General features: G+C 45.1%; 12 protein-coding genes and 2 riboswitches. Of the genes, 7 read left to right on the top strand and 5 right to left on the bottom strand.

Going from position 1 to position 14754, the window contains the following annotated elements; all coding sequences use genetic code 11:
* Positions 1-35 precede the first annotated feature (35 nt).
* A complete protein-coding gene (locus KNO61_RS15750; RefSeq protein WP_078146241.1) occupies positions 36-236 on the bottom strand; it encodes a hypothetical protein in 201 nt (66 codons plus the stop codon).
* A 66-nt stretch (positions 237-302) separates the two neighbouring features.
* The gene (locus tag KNO61_RS15745; RefSeq protein ID WP_214873848.1) at positions 303-986 is read right to left on the bottom strand and encodes a hypothetical protein; all 684 of its coding nucleotides are present in this window, start codon (positions 984-986) and stop codon (positions 303-305) included.
* 249 nt (positions 987-1235) lie between these two features.
* On the opposite strand from KNO61_RS15745, the gene KNO61_RS15740 reads away from it, so the two are divergent.
* The gene (locus KNO61_RS15740; RefSeq protein WP_078146243.1) at positions 1236-2498 is read left to right on the top strand and encodes a tetratricopeptide repeat protein; all 1263 of its coding nucleotides are present in this window, start codon (positions 1236-1238) and stop codon (positions 2496-2498) included.
* Positions 2499-2549: 51 nt separating this feature from the next.
* On the opposite strand, the gene KNO61_RS15735 is transcribed toward KNO61_RS15740, so the two are convergent.
* Both KNO61_RS15735 and KNO61_RS15730 read right to left on the bottom strand, forming a co-directional pair.
* Positions 2550-2867 (bottom strand): hypothetical protein, encoded by a 318-nt coding sequence (locus tag KNO61_RS15735; RefSeq protein ID WP_078146244.1) that lies wholly within the window; start codon positions 2865-2867, stop codon positions 2550-2552.
* 197 nt (positions 2868-3064) lie between these two features.
* Complete coding sequence (locus tag KNO61_RS15730; protein ID WP_214873845.1) at positions 3065-4906, bottom strand: ATP-binding protein; 1842 nt, start codon at positions 4904-4906, stop codon at positions 3065-3067.
* Positions 4907-5143: 237 nt separating this feature from the next.
* Between KNO61_RS15730 and KNO61_RS15725 the strand changes: the two genes are divergently transcribed.
* The 6 genes from KNO61_RS15725 (at position 5144) to KNO61_RS15700 (ending at position 13500) form a co-directional block, all read left to right on the top strand.
* A complete protein-coding gene (locus tag KNO61_RS15725; protein ID WP_078146246.1) occupies positions 5144-5749 on the top strand; it encodes a flavin reductase family protein in 606 nt (201 codons plus the stop codon).
* A gap of 172 nt (positions 5750-5921) precedes the next feature.
* Positions 5922-6872 (top strand): AAA family ATPase, encoded by a 951-nt coding sequence (locus KNO61_RS15720; RefSeq protein WP_074034693.1) that lies wholly within the window; start codon positions 5922-5924, stop codon positions 6870-6872.
* Complete coding sequence (locus KNO61_RS15715; protein ID WP_078146247.1) at positions 6869-7939, top strand: DUF58 domain-containing protein; 1071 nt, start codon at positions 6869-6871, stop codon at positions 7937-7939. Before KNO61_RS15720 ends, KNO61_RS15715 begins: the two co-directional genes overlap by 4 nt.
* Complete coding sequence (locus KNO61_RS15710) at positions 7936-10035, top strand: transglutaminase domain-containing protein (RefSeq protein WP_214873843.1); 2100 nt, start codon at positions 7936-7938, stop codon at positions 10033-10035. The genes KNO61_RS15715 and KNO61_RS15710 overlap by 4 nt, the downstream gene beginning before the upstream one ends.
* Before the next feature lie 41 nt (positions 10036-10076).
* Positions 10077-10177, top strand: a riboswitch (purine riboswitch).
* 113 nt (positions 10178-10290) lie between these two features.
* Positions 10291-11814, top strand: a complete 1524-nt coding sequence (gene guaA / locus KNO61_RS15705; protein ID WP_031424658.1) for a glutamine-hydrolyzing GMP synthase — start codon at positions 10291-10293, stop codon at positions 11812-11814.
* Between the two features lie 134 nt (positions 11815-11948).
* Positions 11949-12050, top strand: a riboswitch (purine riboswitch).
* An 88-nt stretch (positions 12051-12138) separates the two neighbouring features.
* The gene (locus tag KNO61_RS15700) at positions 12139-13500 is read left to right on the top strand and encodes an NCS2 family permease (protein ID WP_015880700.1); all 1362 of its coding nucleotides are present in this window, start codon (positions 12139-12141) and stop codon (positions 13498-13500) included.
* 26 nt (positions 13501-13526) lie between these two features.
* Here the strand turns inward: KNO61_RS15700 and KNO61_RS15695 are convergent, their stop codons facing one another.
* Positions 13527-14369: a VanW family protein gene (locus KNO61_RS15695; RefSeq protein ID WP_214873841.1), complete on the bottom strand. Its 843-nt coding sequence runs from the start codon at positions 14367-14369 to the stop codon at positions 13527-13529.
* Positions 14370-14754 lie beyond the last annotated feature (385 nt).

Genomic DNA, 14754 nt, shown 5'->3' with positions numbered 1-14754 from the left:
AAAAAAGACGCCCGAGGCGTCTTGAGCAAATCAGTTTATACGATGCGTGGCATACCTTCATTATTAAAGGTTGCTGGAACGTCGATTTGTACAATGCGTGGTCTTTCTTCAGCATTTATAGTAATCGGTTCTTCGATTTTTACGATACGTGGTCTTTCTTCCGCAAAAGGTTTGAATGAACTTCCGAGTAAAAGGACTGCAGTTGTAATAAAGAAAAATCCAGCTAACTTTTTCATGTTTAATTCCTCCGTTGTATAATGATTTATATGGAAAAAAATTAATACCAATTTTGATCAAGCAACTTACATGTCATCTGAGGATTTTAAAAGCTGGTAGATGTCTTCAGACTGTTCTTTAACAGAATCGAATAAGTTCCCTGAGTAGGTCTCAGGTACACTCGGTTCGAAAATAGTCACTTTATCAGAGTCGTTTATCATCAAAGTAGCTAAGATCGGAACTTTCACAGTCTGACTTAATAGGGTACTACAAAGTGGAGTACAAACTTTTTGTAGTTGCTCTAATGAGTTAGGTTGCCAACATACAGAGGCTTCAGGAAGAATATATAAAATGTGACCTTCGCTCAATAGCGTTTCACATTGTTTAGATAACAAATCGGAATCCTGTTCAACGTTGATAAATTCATAATCATGAAGTTGTGCTTCATAAGAAGTTTTGCTACTTCTTTTTAAAATTGACAACGATAATTCTGGACCTAAAATGTAAAGCTTTTTAAAGGAACGGTTTGCTTTTAACGTCTTTGAAATTAGTTTCGGAAGACGTTGGTAGTAATCGATTTGAAATGCGTTTACAATGAAGCCTTTAGTAGAAGATAATAACTGTGTCAAATTTTCTAAGCCTTCGAAATGATTTAAGTCATCTTTCGAATATGAATGGTCTACTACCGCAGACGGTTTAGAAGATTTCGACTTAAAGTAGATTTTCGGTTTAATATAATCTTCAGCGAGTAAAAAACTAAGTTTCCCCATGTATACCATCCACCTCCTACAAACTGTTCATCTTAATTGAAAAAAGTAGAACTAAAGTCCAAATCACTATTGATTGACTAGTTAAATCTTATCATGATTAATTGTGATGATGGATAAGTTTGGGTTGGGAAACTTTTGTTTAATATGCTTAATTAAGTTGAGGATTATAGGCTGAATTTCCTGAAAGTACTTCACATGAATAAATTATGAGTGAAGTTCGAAAATGGGGCAAAGGGGCTACTACTAATAATGGAGTACAACTATGGGAATTTAATTAGAGTAGAGCGCTTGCGAAAAAATATGAAACAATCCGTGTTAGCAAGAGGGATCTGTTCAATTTCTTATTTGAGCAAAATTGAAAATAATCAAACATCTGCTAGTGAGGAAGTCCTAGAACTTCTTTTCGAGCGTCTTGAAATTGAAGTACCCCTATATCATGACTTTAGTTACCAATCAGAAAAAGTTATTAAAGAAATAAGAGAGATTTTGAAAGAAGCAATCCTTACTCGAAAAGATCGTGACAAACAAGAGCAAGTCAAAAAATATATGAATCATCCTACGGTTAAACAATCCAAATCGGTGTATATGACTCTCATGGTCACATTGGCCCGTTTTGGAGTAATGCCAGGGGGGGATTCGAAATATGTAACGGAAGTAGGTTGGATTGAAGATCAACTTTCTGCTGATGATCGCATTCGATATTACACAGTGAAAGCACTTCAATATTTTCAGGAAAATGAAAAAGAACTATCATACAAATTAATCGAAGAAGTAACAAATAAATTACCTCATTCAGGAATACCTGATTGGGAGGCTGCAGATATTCGTTACATTACGGGCGCGTTATATTTCCGATTTACCGACAATATACAAGCTCTTGAAAATCTTCAAGCTTCATTAAAATATTTTCAAGAAAATTTTTGTTTGGAGCGAATGATAGAGTGTCATATGTTGATTGGACTAACTTATAAACGACGAAAACGATATGCAGATGCTCTCTCTTACAATCAAAAAGCTTTAAAAGTCGCCAATGCAACTGATTTAAGAAACTATTATGGAATGCTCTATAACAATATAGGAGAAATCTATTCGTTATTAGGAGAACAAGATAAGGCACTTACGTACTTCATGGAAAGTTTTGAATACAAAGTGGATATTAGAAGTAAGCTATTTAGTGTGTTATCACTGGTAGAGGTAAATGCAAAACAGGAAAATGAACAAGGTGTCTTAGATTGGTTAGAAACAGGCCACGAATTGATGCAACAACATGAAGCGGTCGAAGAATTCAATCAGCACTTTAATATCTATTGGAATCACTTTAAGGATAAGAACTCTCAAAAGCTTATGGAGAGCCTAAAAAGTGCCGTGACTTATTTTGAAGATCACGATGAGTACGTATACGCAAAAAAATATGCCCTTTGGTTAGCGAAAGAGCTAAGGGAGAATGGGAAATACAAGCAAGCAACAGACTATTACGAAAAAGTAATTTCAATCATGTCACAAGCAGAATGACGCTCGAAGAGAGCGTCATTTTTTATGGGATAAGTACTTCTTCGAGTCATTTTATGGTGTCGTGAAATAATGCACAGTCCACACTTGTTCTTGGACGAGGCGTTCGTCTTCTATATGACCGTTAAGGACCTGCTGTAATAGGTGAATCAAATGTTTTTGAAGATTCGCATCATGTGAACCACTATGCAAAATTTCCTCTTCGCTCGCAATAATGTAAAATCCACCAAGGCGTAATGGCACGTGCTTCCGAATCAAAGCAGCGGCAGATTGAAACTTCGCTTGCTCCCCCATGTGAGGTACGTCAATCTCAAAACGTCCCAATTGATTAAAATCTCCAATCTCTGAAAAAGGCGGGTCACGATGATCCAATGGCAAGTCCTCCGATCCTAGCAATCTCTTTATAATCAGTATATCTTGTTTTTGGCTTAAAACGTGTAAAAATAAATGGATAGGGTATCCTACATCCACGAAAATGCATCGGTTTCTTTCCTTTCTATATATTGTCAAAGGATTCCTTCCAAATTAGGCAAAAAAGAGTCAAAAATAACACGGTCGACATGACCGTGTTATTGCATGATGTGCTCTTTTGAGGTTGGTAGTTCACAGATGAATGTACTGCCCTCTCCATATATCGATTCGACATGGAGTTGACCCTCATGCGCTTTGGCAATTTCTTTACAAATTGCGAGACCGAGTCCGGTACCACCGATTTTTCGACGGTCCGAATTATCGACTCGATAAAATTTACCGAAGAGATGAGGGAGTGAGGCACTTGGTATTCCCATACCATGGTCTCTTACTTTCATCACGACCTCTTCATCTACGCGTTCGAGCGATACAAGGATATTCCCGCCATCTGGCGAATATTTGATGGCGTTACTTAATAGGTTGCCGAGCAATTGACGCATCCCTTCTAAGTCCGCATCAATAATGAAATCTTGTTCGGTATCGGTGTCGATGAACAGCTCATGTCGGTCCGTCGTTTCCTGATAAAACGCGACACTATCTGTGACGAGCTGATATAAGTCGACCGGTTCCCACTCGAACGCTTGTTTTCCAGACTCCATTTTTTGAAGATCTAAGAAATCGTTGACGAGATAGGAAAGGCGTTTCGCTTCATCGTGGATCGTCTTAAAATACAGTTCACGACGACTTTCCTTCAAATCACGTGACAGCATCAGCTCGGTAAATCCGTAAATCGAGGACAAAGGCGTCCGTAATTCATGCGAGACGGTCGAGACGAGTTCAGATTTCATCCGATCAATCTCCGTTTCGGCCGTGACGTCACGTAAGACGAGCATCGTTCCACGAAGTCTGCGGTCCCGATAGACGCTTTCAGCATAAAGTTGAATGAAGCAATCGCCTTGGTCGATTGAAATCGTCAGTCCGTCTTCCGGCGGGTCTTGTGTGAAGACGCGCTCGAAGTATCGGACAAACTGTTCATGCTGATCGACCCGTTCCGCCAGCTGTTCGATATCGATATCGATGGCAGAGAGTTCTTCGTATCCTTTGTAGTCGAAGTGTAAATCATCAAACATGCGGATGAAGGCGCGATTGCCGACGACCGTATCATCTTCATAGTTCACATACAAAATGGCTTCCCGTACAGAGTTGATGAGTTGCGCTGTTTCTTTTCGATCCTGCTGCATCTGACGATAAAGCTGCATGCGGAGAAGTGAGATGGCGAGTTGGCTTGCGAATGCGTTCAACTCCGATTTTTCACTGGCATCGTACTGTTCGTCGTAACGAGCCAAGTAAAGACAGCCAATCAGACTATTATCCGATGGGTCCATGATAGGAATGACCGTCTCATAGATATAATATGGATACGTGTGTAACGCATCGACGACCCGCTTAGAAGTGGCGGCCGGTAACTTTGAAATCATGACTCGTTTAAGCAAAAGGGAATCTTTCTTTAGACTTTCTTGTTGATCTTCGGTCATCTCTTTCGGTACGACAGACGTGATTTCTCCGTCTTTGGTGAGTAAGAGGGCACCGAACTCAGATTTTGTAAGCAACACAATCTTTTCAATGACAGAAGAGTAATCGAATAGTGATTCTTTCGAGGCCAATACTTCAATCAACTCATTGCGATATTGAAGATTGATTTCGTTTAATTTCGATTCGTTCAATACGTTTTCGAGCTTTTCTTTCTTCGCTTTCAGTCTGCTGTTCTGGTCGGCCATCCGTTTGATGAGCGGGCGTCCGATTAATAAGATGGCACTGATGAACATGACGAGCCCAATCATCCAAATCCATCGGAGAGCAGTGAGTTCGAGAGTGGAGACATTCCCATCTCGAACGAACCAGGCCCCAATCAAGGTCAAAACCAGACTGAATCCACAGACACTATATAAAATACTGAGTATTTGACGACTGTTCAATTGTTCAATCCACTTGCTGATCATTCGTTCTACTTCCTTCCTTGAACATAAAAAACGATAGGTCATCTTTTCCTTGCCCTGAATTCTATGAGACCGGGAAGGGAAAATGAAACAATTTGCTTATACGAAGTGTTTAAAATCATATACACATAATGCGATTTACCCAAAATACATGAAATGTACACGTGTCAACCTGCTTTGCGTTGACATTGTCTGATGAAGTGATTATTTTGAAGTTAAGATAAAAAGGAGTGTGAGTCTATGCTATCGATTGAACCTTCTGCTTTGACTGAACGAGACACATATAAATTTTTGATTGGCAGTATTGTTCCAAGACCGATTGCGTTTGTCACAACACAACATGGGGACGTGATTAATGCCGCCCCGTTTAGCTACTTCAATGTAGTCGCATCCAATCCTCCGCTCGTCTCTGTCTCGGTTCAACGAAAAGATGGCGTGATGAAAGACACGGCGCGTAACGCACTCCGTACGAATGAACTGGTGATTCATGTCGTAGATGAGACGAACGTCATCAACGTGAACGAAACGGCCGCCAACCTTGCGTCAGATGAGAGTGAGCTATCTCGTACGGACTTTACGCTTCAACCGAGTGATGTGATTTCAACGCCAGGGGTCAAAGAAGCGAAAATCCGTTTTGAATGTGTGCTCCATCATCACTTGCCGATTGAACATGACGGAAAAACGACTGCCGATCTATTGATTGCACGAATTGTCCGTTTTCATATTGATCGAGAGTTATACAGTCAAGGACGCATCGATGCCAAACGGCTAGCGCCTGTCAGTCGGATGGCGGGCAATAGTTATGCGACCCTTGGGGAACTATTTGATGTGAAGCGCCCAGAATAATCGATAAACGTGCCCGTTTTTTCTAAAGAACGGACACGTTTTTTGGGTAAAGAAATAGGAAGCGCATTTGGGTGCGGTATTTCTTTCTTTCCGATACTCGCTTGTGTCACAATAAAGTCAGAACATTCTAACTTTCAGTCATCCTAGACCAGAGAAAAAAGGGGAGTCCGTCATGTACCGTCCAACTGTCCAATCGATTATTACCGCTATTGAAACCGTGATTGTCGGAAAAGAAGAAGTCATCGCAAAAAGTCTCACTGCCTTGCTAGCAGGTGGGCATGTATTACTTGAAGACGTACCAGGAGTGGGGAAAACGATGCTCGTTCGTACGTTCAGTCGAGCGATTGACTTAGATTTTAAGCGCATTCAATTCACGCCGGACATGCTGCCATCCGACTTGACCGGGATTTCGATGTATAACCAAAAAACGAGAGAATTTGAATATCGACCAGGTCCGCTCATGGGTAACATCATTTTAGCGGATGAAATCAATCGGACCTCACCGAAAACGCAATCAGCTCTTCTCGAGGCGATGGCTGAGCGAAGTGTGACAGTGGACGGGGAATTGAAAGTGTTACCTTCACCTTTCTTCGTCATGGCGACACAAAACCCGATTGAGCATGAAGGGACGTATCCGTTACCGGAAGCACAGCTGGATCGCTTCTTACTTAAAATCGAGATGGGCTATCCGACGTTTAATGAAGAGATTGCGCTGTTGTCACGTTTTGAAAAAGAAGAGCCGCTCGAGGCGCTTCAGAGCGTGATCACGAAGCAAGAAGTCGAACTGATGCAACGTGAAGTGAGAGACGTGCATGTGTCGAGTGCCGTTAAACAGTACATCGTGCGATTGGTGCATGAGTCTCGAAAAGATCCGCATACGTATTTAGGCGGGAGTCCGCGAGCTACACTTGCGTTGATGAAAGCGGCTCAATCGTGGGCGTATATCCATAATCGCGATTTCGTCTTGCCGGATGATGTAAAGGCGATGGCGACGAGTGTGCTCGGACATCGCGTCCTTTTGACAGCGGAAGCGCGATATAAAGGGAAGTCACCGAATCAGTTGATTCAAGACTGGTTAGATACGTTACCTGTCCCGATGGATCGTGAGGTCAATGAAGTATGAAAAACTGGATGAAGCTGTTCGTTGTATGGGCGGCGGCATTCGGATTGTATGCATTTGCCCGCATCGAAGGCAGTATCGTCGCCTCGACATTATGGTGGTCGTTCGTCGTGTTGACCGTCTACTGGACGCTCTTTATGATTTATCCGGTCACGGCGGCAAATGTGGTGCGCCGTGTGACAACGAAGCGACTTGTCTCTGGACAAACGATGGACGTCGAGTTACGAATTGAACGGAAGTATCCTTTCTTGATTGGGATGGTCACGTTAGAGGAGCGATTGCCACAACGTTTGACGGATGAAGACAAGACGATTGTCGTGCCGGTGGACCGTTTTTTCCGACAAGCAGAAGTCGTCCAGTATGAGGTCGGGGCGATCAAGCGTGGGATTCATGTCTTTAACCGCACCGTGCTCCATGTACGCGATGTGTTCGGTTTGTTCGACCGGAAGCGGACGTTGCGACTCGAAACGGTCGTCGAGGTGTCGCCTGCCGAATTGCCGTTTGATTTACCTCGAGACGAACATGTCGGCGGTCGTGGGGAACAATATCGTCAAATGCGGACGTATACCGAAGTGGCCAATACGACCAGCGGAGTTCGGGAGTATGCGGCAGGAGACCGAATCGGACGGATTGATTGGAAGGCATCCGCACGTCGAGGGAACTTGATGACCAAGACGTTTGACCAGGAACAAGAGAAGAAGCTCTCGCTCGTATTCGTGCCTGCCGTCTCTGCCGAGTATGAAGAGGCATTTGAACGCTCATTATCCTTACTCGTTGGGGCGATTCGTCAGTTAGAACGAAAAAATCTGCCGTTTGAGCTCTACGTCATTGAAGAGCAGGTGCGACTGTTCCATCTTCCCGACCAGAGTGCGGAAGTCGGCCATTACTTATTGACTGCCACGCCAGAAGCCGAGGGGCGTCTCGTCGAACGAGTGAAGCAAAATCTGCCTCAACAAACTGGAGATTTGATTTTGATCAGTCCGTTTGAAACGACGTCCATTCGAGAGTTGATTCACGAGACACAAGGTAGCTATCATCTCTACACGGCAGTAAATGAGGTGACGGTATGAAGACATGGGTAACCCGAATCGTCTATACGGCGCTTGCCGCCTATTTGTTGTCGTTCTGGATTGAGCCGATTGTCGGAAGTACGACGTTCGATGTGACGTGGCCGTTTTACTTCCTGCTTATCGTGCCGATGTTAGCGAGTCTTCTGCCTTGGGCTGCTTTCCTTGGAATCTCGCTTCTTCATTTCCTCGTCATCTTGTATGTCTATCATGGCAGTATGCTGGACTGGTTTGGACTATGGATGGAAGATTTGATGGGTGTCATGAGCGGTGAGCTGCCGAATGAGGCAATTTTCTTTTCTGCCATGGCGCTGATCGGCTTGTTGTTCGCCGTGCTTGTCGGACGAACCTATCCAAGTTACAGTTTTGCTCTTGGAACGATCATCTCGACACTTGGGGTTATGGCTTATTTTGATACGTGGACGTTGTATGACGGGGAAGGCAATATCCTGTATGCCATCGTCACATCGCTCCTCTTATTATTTGTCACCGATTTGGCGAAGCGACCGAGTCAATCGCTCGTCCGATTCGTCAGTATCGGACTACTCCTCAGTGTCGTCGTGGCTCTCGCAAGCGCTTCACCTACGCTTGAAGGCGATTGGTCTGATCGAATCACTACGAGCTTCCGGAATGCGACGACGGAAGGGGATGGGAGTGGTCCGGGCCGAGTTGGGTATGGGGTGAACGACGAATCGCTAGGTGGTCCGTTTGAACAGGATGACGGCATCGTCTTCATCGCTCGCGGCGTGCCGGCCCGCTATTGGCGCATCGAATCCAAGGCGATTTATACAGGGAAAGGTTGGGTTGAGGCACCGGTTCTTGACTCGAACTACAATCGTGGTCAGTTGGTGGACTCGGAAGTGGATACGACACCGGAACAGGCATTGTTACGTTTTGAGCGCCGACAACCGTTCGTTCCTTACGGTGGAGAATATCCGCAAGCTATCGAAACAGAGTCCGGTACCGAATTTCGAGTCGGTGATATCGAACGGACTTTCCCGAACGAGACGATTACGATGCAACCGTCCGGAAAGATTGTATTTGAAAATGAGGAACAATCGACTCCGCGGACGATCCAACTTCGTTATAGTGTCCCGGCTTTCTCTGAAGAACAACTGGCATTAAATGAAGAGATCACATCGCTCACGGAAGAAGAGCAACAGGTCTATTTACAGCTACCGGAATCGTTGCCAGAGCGTGTACGAGATTTAGCCGCTGACATCACGGCGGAGAGTGAGACACCGAACGAGAAGGCGGAAGCGGTAGAATCCTATTTCCGAAATGGAGAATTTCAATACGACACCGAAAATGTGGCACAACCGGAAGGGGAGACGGATTATGTTGACCAGTTCCTGTTCGACACACAAATCGGGTATTGCGATAACTTCTCGACGTCAGCTGCCGTATTGCTGCGCGCGAACGGCATACCGACGCGTTGGGTAAAAGGATTTACGATGGGTGACACACGAGGGGTCGTTCAAGGTGAGGAAGAACATACGATTCGAAATCGTCACGCCCACTCGTGGGTCGAGTATTTCATTGAAGGCGCGGGCTGGGTTCCGTTAGAAGCGACAATCAGTTTCTCGGACGCCAACTTATTGCAGATGGAACGAGAAACGGATACGGAAGATACGACACCGGCTGCGAACGATCCCCAAGCAAATCAAGACAACGATACGCAAAACCGTCCGCAAAAAGATTTGTTGATCGATGATGTGACGACAGGTGATGTTCAAGAGGAGGCGCGCAACATGCCCGTGTGGGGATGGATTGTCATTCTCTTCCTCGTGGTGATCCTCGTTTGGAATCGTAAAATCATCGCGCGTCAAATCATGTATGTCTGGTGGATGAGTCGTCCGCTCACGGATGGGCGTCTCGTCTCGATGCACCGCTATTTGATGAAACGACTGCGTGCGAACGGATTTAAAATTGATGGACGTACGCCGTCAGAACTCGCTAAAGAGGTCGATGCCTACTATGAAACGAATGATATGACCCGTCTGACGGCTTTGTTTGAGCAAGTTGTTTACGCAGAACAAGAGCCAAATTCAAAATATAAAGAATATTGGAAAATCATGATTCGTCGAATTATGAGTTGAAGTGATGAGATGCATCAAGTAAGATAGACGCATTAGTTAGATAATTGAACATGGCATTCCTTCGTATATACTCGTGAATTGGCGCGAGAGTCTCTACCGGACCACCGTAAATGGACCGACTATGAAGGAGCACGTTTCGTATACAAAGAAAAGGGCGTGCTTCTTCTTCGGTTTGGGTTGATCTGGGGGAGGGGCGTGTCCTTTTTTTTGAGGAGAAGGCAGAAAGGTGGAGATTTCGTGAAAGTAGAACAAGAAATGATTTTGGTGCTTGATTTTGGTGGTCAGTATAACCAGTTGATCACACGTCGTGTCCGTGATCTTGGCGTATACAGCGAGTTGCATTCACATAAGATGACGGCAGCGGAGATTCGCGAATTGAACCCGATCGGCATCATCTTCTCGGGTGGACCGAACAGCGTATACGCGGAAGGTGCATATCGTTGTGATCCAGAGATCTTTGAACTGGGTATTCCAATCTTCGGGATCTGCTACGGGATGCAACTCATGACACATCACTTCGGTGGTCGTGTGGAACGTGCCGCTCATCGTGAATACGGAAAAGCGACATTGTTCTCAACGCCGGAAGCATCAGCGATTTATAACGGGCTTCCAGTCGAACATACAGTATGGATGAGCCACGGTGACCTCGTCATGGAAGCACCGGAAGGATTTATCGTCGATGGAACGAACCCGTCTTGCCCGGTCGCTTCAATCAAAAACGATGAGTTGAAAATGTACGGTGTCCAATACCATCCAGAGGTTCGTCACTCCGAGTACGGAAACGACATCTTGAAAAACTTCATCTATGAAGTATGTGGTGCGAAAGGCGAATGGTCGATGGAAAACTTTATCGACCTCGAAGTGGAGAAAATCCGTGAAATCGTTGGCGATAAGCAAGTTCTTTGTGCGCTTTCGGGCGGTGTCGACTCTTCTGTCGTGGCCGCACTCGTTCATCGCGCAATCGGTGATCAGTTGACATGTATGTTTGTCGACCATGGTCTCCTTCGTAAAGGGGAAGCGGATAGCGTCATGAAGACGTTCGCAGACGGATTCAACATGAAAGTCATCAAAATCGATGCACAAGAACGTTTCTTGACGAAGTTGGCTGGTGTCTCGGACCCTGAGCAAAAACGTAAGATCATCGGAAACGAGTTCATCTACGTATTTGATGAAGAAGCATCGAAACTCGTCGATATGGACTTCCTCGCACAGGGGACGCTCTACACAGACATCATCGAGAGTGGGACAGACACAGCGCAAACAATCAAATCACACCATAACGTCGGTGGATTGCCGGAAGATATGAACTTCACGTTGATCGAACCACTCAACACGCTCTTTAAAGACGAGGTCCGTGCACTCGGTACAGAACTTGGTCTTCCTGACTATATCGTTTGGCGCCAACCGTTCCCGGGTCCAGGTCTCGGAATTCGTGTCCTTGGTGAAATCACGGAAGAGAAGTTAGAAATCGTGCGTGAATCGGATGCGATTCTGCGTGAAGAAGTGAAGAAAGCTGGACTTGAACGCGACATCTGGCAATACTTCACGGTGCTCACGCCGATTCGCTCGGTCGGAGTCATGGGTGACGAGCGTACGTACGACTATGCTGTCGGTGTTCGTGCGGTCACTTCAATCGATGGCATGACGTCCGATTGGGCACGTATTCCATGGGATGTGCTTGAGAAGATCTCTGTCCGGATTGTAAACGAAGTCAGCCACGTTAACCGTGTGCTGTATGACATCACGTCTAAGCCACCTGCAACAATCGAATGGGAATAAGCTGAACAGAGGGGATATCCCCTCTGTTTTGTCCTAAAACCGAACATTAACGTTTTTTATCGTTGTAAAATCCGTGAATTTAGTTGACATTCTATTTTCACGCTGATACGATAAGAACGTTCTTATTATAACCGAACAATTATAAAATATTTTGCCGTATAATGTCGGGGATATGGCCCGAGAGTCTCTACGAAATCACCTTAAATGATTTCACTACGGCGAGACATAGATGAGGGTGTATGCCCTCGTATGTTTCGCGTGGGGTCCTCGGTCATTTGCCGGGGACCTTTTCTCGTTTTACGGCGAGTACAAGGAGGAAAACAAATGAGCACACAGCTCAAGCAAGAACAGCAACAACCATCAACAACGAGTCGGATCGATCGTTACTTCCAACTCACAGCACTCGGTACGAGTGTCCGCACGGAACTGATCGCAGGATTTACAACTTTCCTCGCGATGGCGTACATTCTTTTCGTTAACCCGAACATTCTTGGGGCAGCGGGTATGGATACAGGAGCGGTCTTCGTGGCGACAGGTCTTGTTGCAGTCGTCGGTTCATTGACGATGGGACTTCTCGCGAACTACCCGATTGCGATTGCGCCGGGCATGGGCCTTAACGCGTTCTTCGCATATAGCGTCGTCATCGGGATGGGTATTTCTTGGCAAACGGCTTTGTCAGGTGTACTCGTATCAGGTCTCTTCTTTATCGTATTGACGTTATCAGGAATTCGCGAAACGATTGTCAACGCGATTCCGGCTCCGCTCAAAATGGCGGTTGCTGCAGGGATTGGTTTCTTCATCGCGTTCATCGGTTTGAAAAACGCAGGCATCGTTGTTGCGAATGAAGCAACACTTGTTAGTCTTGGTTCGCTCGGAACGGGCACAACGCTTCTCGCGGTATTCGGTCTTGTGGTCAGTGCCTTGCTCATGGCGCGCGACATCAAAGGTGGTATTTTCATCGGGATGTTGTTGACGGCGATTGTCGGAATGATCTTCGGTCTCGTGCCAACTCCGACAGCCATTTCAGATGTCGTGTCGATGCCGCCGAGTATGTCATCTACATTCGGTCAAGCCTTCATCAACTTCGGTGACGTCTTCACGCTTCAAATGCTCGTTGTCATCTTGACGTTCTTCTTCATCGATTTCTTTGATACAGCAGGAACGCTCGTCGCGGTAGCGCGTCAAGCTGGGATCATGAAAGAGAACAAAGTACCACGTGCGAGTAAGGCGTTGTTAGCTGACTCGACAGCGACGGTGGCAGGTGCAATCTTCGGAACATCTACAGCGACTTCATACGTTGAATCGTCAGCAGGTGTCGCTGCTGGTGGACGAACAGGATTGACTGCTGTCTTCGCAGGATTGTTCTTCGGTTTGGCATTGTTCTTCTCGCCTCTCTTGGCAGTTGTTACGGCGCCGGTAACAGCTCCTGCGCTGATTATTGTTGGTGTGCTCATGGCTTCGGCTCTTCTTGATATCGATTGGAAAAAGATCGAGATTGCAGTTCCTGCATTCTTGACGATTATCATGATGCCACTTACATCATCAATCGCAACGGGAATTGGGCTTGGGTTTATCCTTTACCCACTCATGATGATTGCAAAAGGGAAGACGAAAGAGATTCATCCGATCATGTACGGGATGTTGGTCATCTTCTTGGCATACTTCATGTTCTTGCCACACGCATAAGTTCATTTGAAAAGCCGGCTCTGTTATTACGAGTCGGCTTTTTTGTATGCAGTATTTTCAGGAAGGAATGGGTCGTACATCGTGATCGCGTGATTTTCTGTGATGAACTCGTTTCGAAGATGTGTGCCATTCATTGAAGTGACTTCTCTAAATATCTGGTTATGTCGGATCGTCCCACCCCACCATTCACGGGTGAAATGATGGTTTTCTTCATATATACGATACTGTTCTTTATTCGGGATGTTCGAGCGCCATTCCCCGACGAGATGATCTCCCTCTATATATAGAAGGAGTTGATACGTTTGCGCCGTTTGGTTTGTGATTTGTAAGTCGAGATAATTATAAGAACATGTCGCACCACTCCCGAAAGGTTGGTCCCGTCGGTAATCTGGGAACACGTCGTAGCTGTGACGATAACGTTCGGTTACGGTCAATGGGCTATGTAAGGTGATCCAATAGATTAGATTGGACAGTTGGCATAGACCACCACCGATTCCTGAAGTGACTTTTCCGTAATGGAGAATCATTCCGTCGACGTATCCTTTACTTTTCGTCGGCTTGCCGATCATCTTCCAATAGGAGAGGACGTCGTTTGGAGTCAGGATAGAGCCGTTCAGTTTGGAGATTGCAATCTTCAGATTGATAACCTTGTTATGTTGAACTTCCATGTCGACATCTCGGAGTTGGCGATATAGAGGAGTGCGGTGTGTATGGATCAGATATGGCATCGGGTCAGGATTTCGCTTTGAAACATATTTTCGTTTATCCGTCATCCATTCAAGTCGTCTCTTTAACGTATATACTTGGGTACCGGACCATATTCTGAGCGGTGAACGTTTCTTAGGACGCTGTAGATCAGATTGCATCATGAAGGGCTCCTTAAAGGTTTATAGTCGTTATTAGATATAGCTGTATTCTTTAGAGTGGTTTATTCTTCCTTCAAGGAGTTGGGATTCGAACTTTGGATGATGTAGAAAAAGATTTAAAAGTTTTTTTAGAATAATGCTTGCAAGATTAAAAAGCAGGTGATATAGTTATCTCTGTTGTCAGCGACAAACGTTGAACAAACAAAAAAGTTGTTGACATCAAAAAGAATTAAATGTTATTATCATTTAGTCGCCAAGAGCGGCAGACGAACTTTGAAAACTGAACGATGAGGCAAAAAAAGTTTTACAATTTTTGAATGAAGCGCAAGCTTCGTCAATTTAAGAGCTATATCAAATTCTTTGGAGAGTTTGATCCTGGCTCAGGACG

It is taken from the genome of Exiguobacterium sp. s140 (assembly GCF_018617035.1).
Taxonomy (GTDB): Bacteria; Bacillota; Bacilli; order Exiguobacteriales; family Exiguobacteriaceae; genus Exiguobacterium; species Exiguobacterium profundum.
This window is presented reverse-complemented; position numbering and strand designations above follow the sequence as displayed.

What these genes read in the sequence shown, in the direction of transcription:
- KNO61_RS15730 (WP_214873845.1), bottom strand. Translation starts at nt 4,906, where the DNA reads ATGATCAGCAAGTGGATTGAACAATTGAACAGTCGTCAAATACTCAGT.
- KNO61_RS15750 (WP_078146241.1), bottom strand. Translation starts at nt 236, where the DNA reads ATGAAAAAGTTAGCTGGATTTTTCTTTATTACAACTGCAGTCCTTTTA.
- KNO61_RS15720 (WP_074034693.1), top strand. Translation starts at nt 5,922, where the DNA reads ATGTACCGTCCAACTGTCCAATCGATTATTACCGCTATTGAAACCGTG.
- KNO61_RS15745 (WP_214873848.1), bottom strand. Translation starts at nt 986, where the DNA reads ATGGGGAAACTTAGTTTTTTACTCGCTGAAGATTATATTAAACCGAAA.
- KNO61_RS15715 (WP_078146247.1), top strand. Translation starts at nt 6,869, where the DNA reads ATGAAAAACTGGATGAAGCTGTTCGTTGTATGGGCGGCGGCATTCGGA.
- KNO61_RS15725 (WP_078146246.1), top strand. Translation starts at nt 5,144, where the DNA reads ATGCTATCGATTGAACCTTCTGCTTTGACTGAACGAGACACATATAAA.
- KNO61_RS15740 (WP_078146243.1), top strand. Translation starts at nt 1,236, where the DNA reads ATGGAGTACAACTATGGGAATTTAATTAGAGTAGAGCGCTTGCGAAAA.
- guaA (WP_031424658.1), top strand. Translation starts at nt 10,291, where the DNA reads ATGATTTTGGTGCTTGATTTTGGTGGTCAGTATAACCAGTTGATCACA.
- KNO61_RS15695 (WP_214873841.1), bottom strand. Translation starts at nt 14,369, where the DNA reads ATGATGCAATCTGATCTACAGCGTCCTAAGAAACGTTCACCGCTCAGA.
- KNO61_RS15700 (WP_015880700.1), top strand. Translation starts at nt 12,139, where the DNA reads ATGAGCACACAGCTCAAGCAAGAACAGCAACAACCATCAACAACGAGT.
- KNO61_RS15710 (WP_214873843.1), top strand. Translation starts at nt 7,936, where the DNA reads ATGAAGACATGGGTAACCCGAATCGTCTATACGGCGCTTGCCGCCTAT.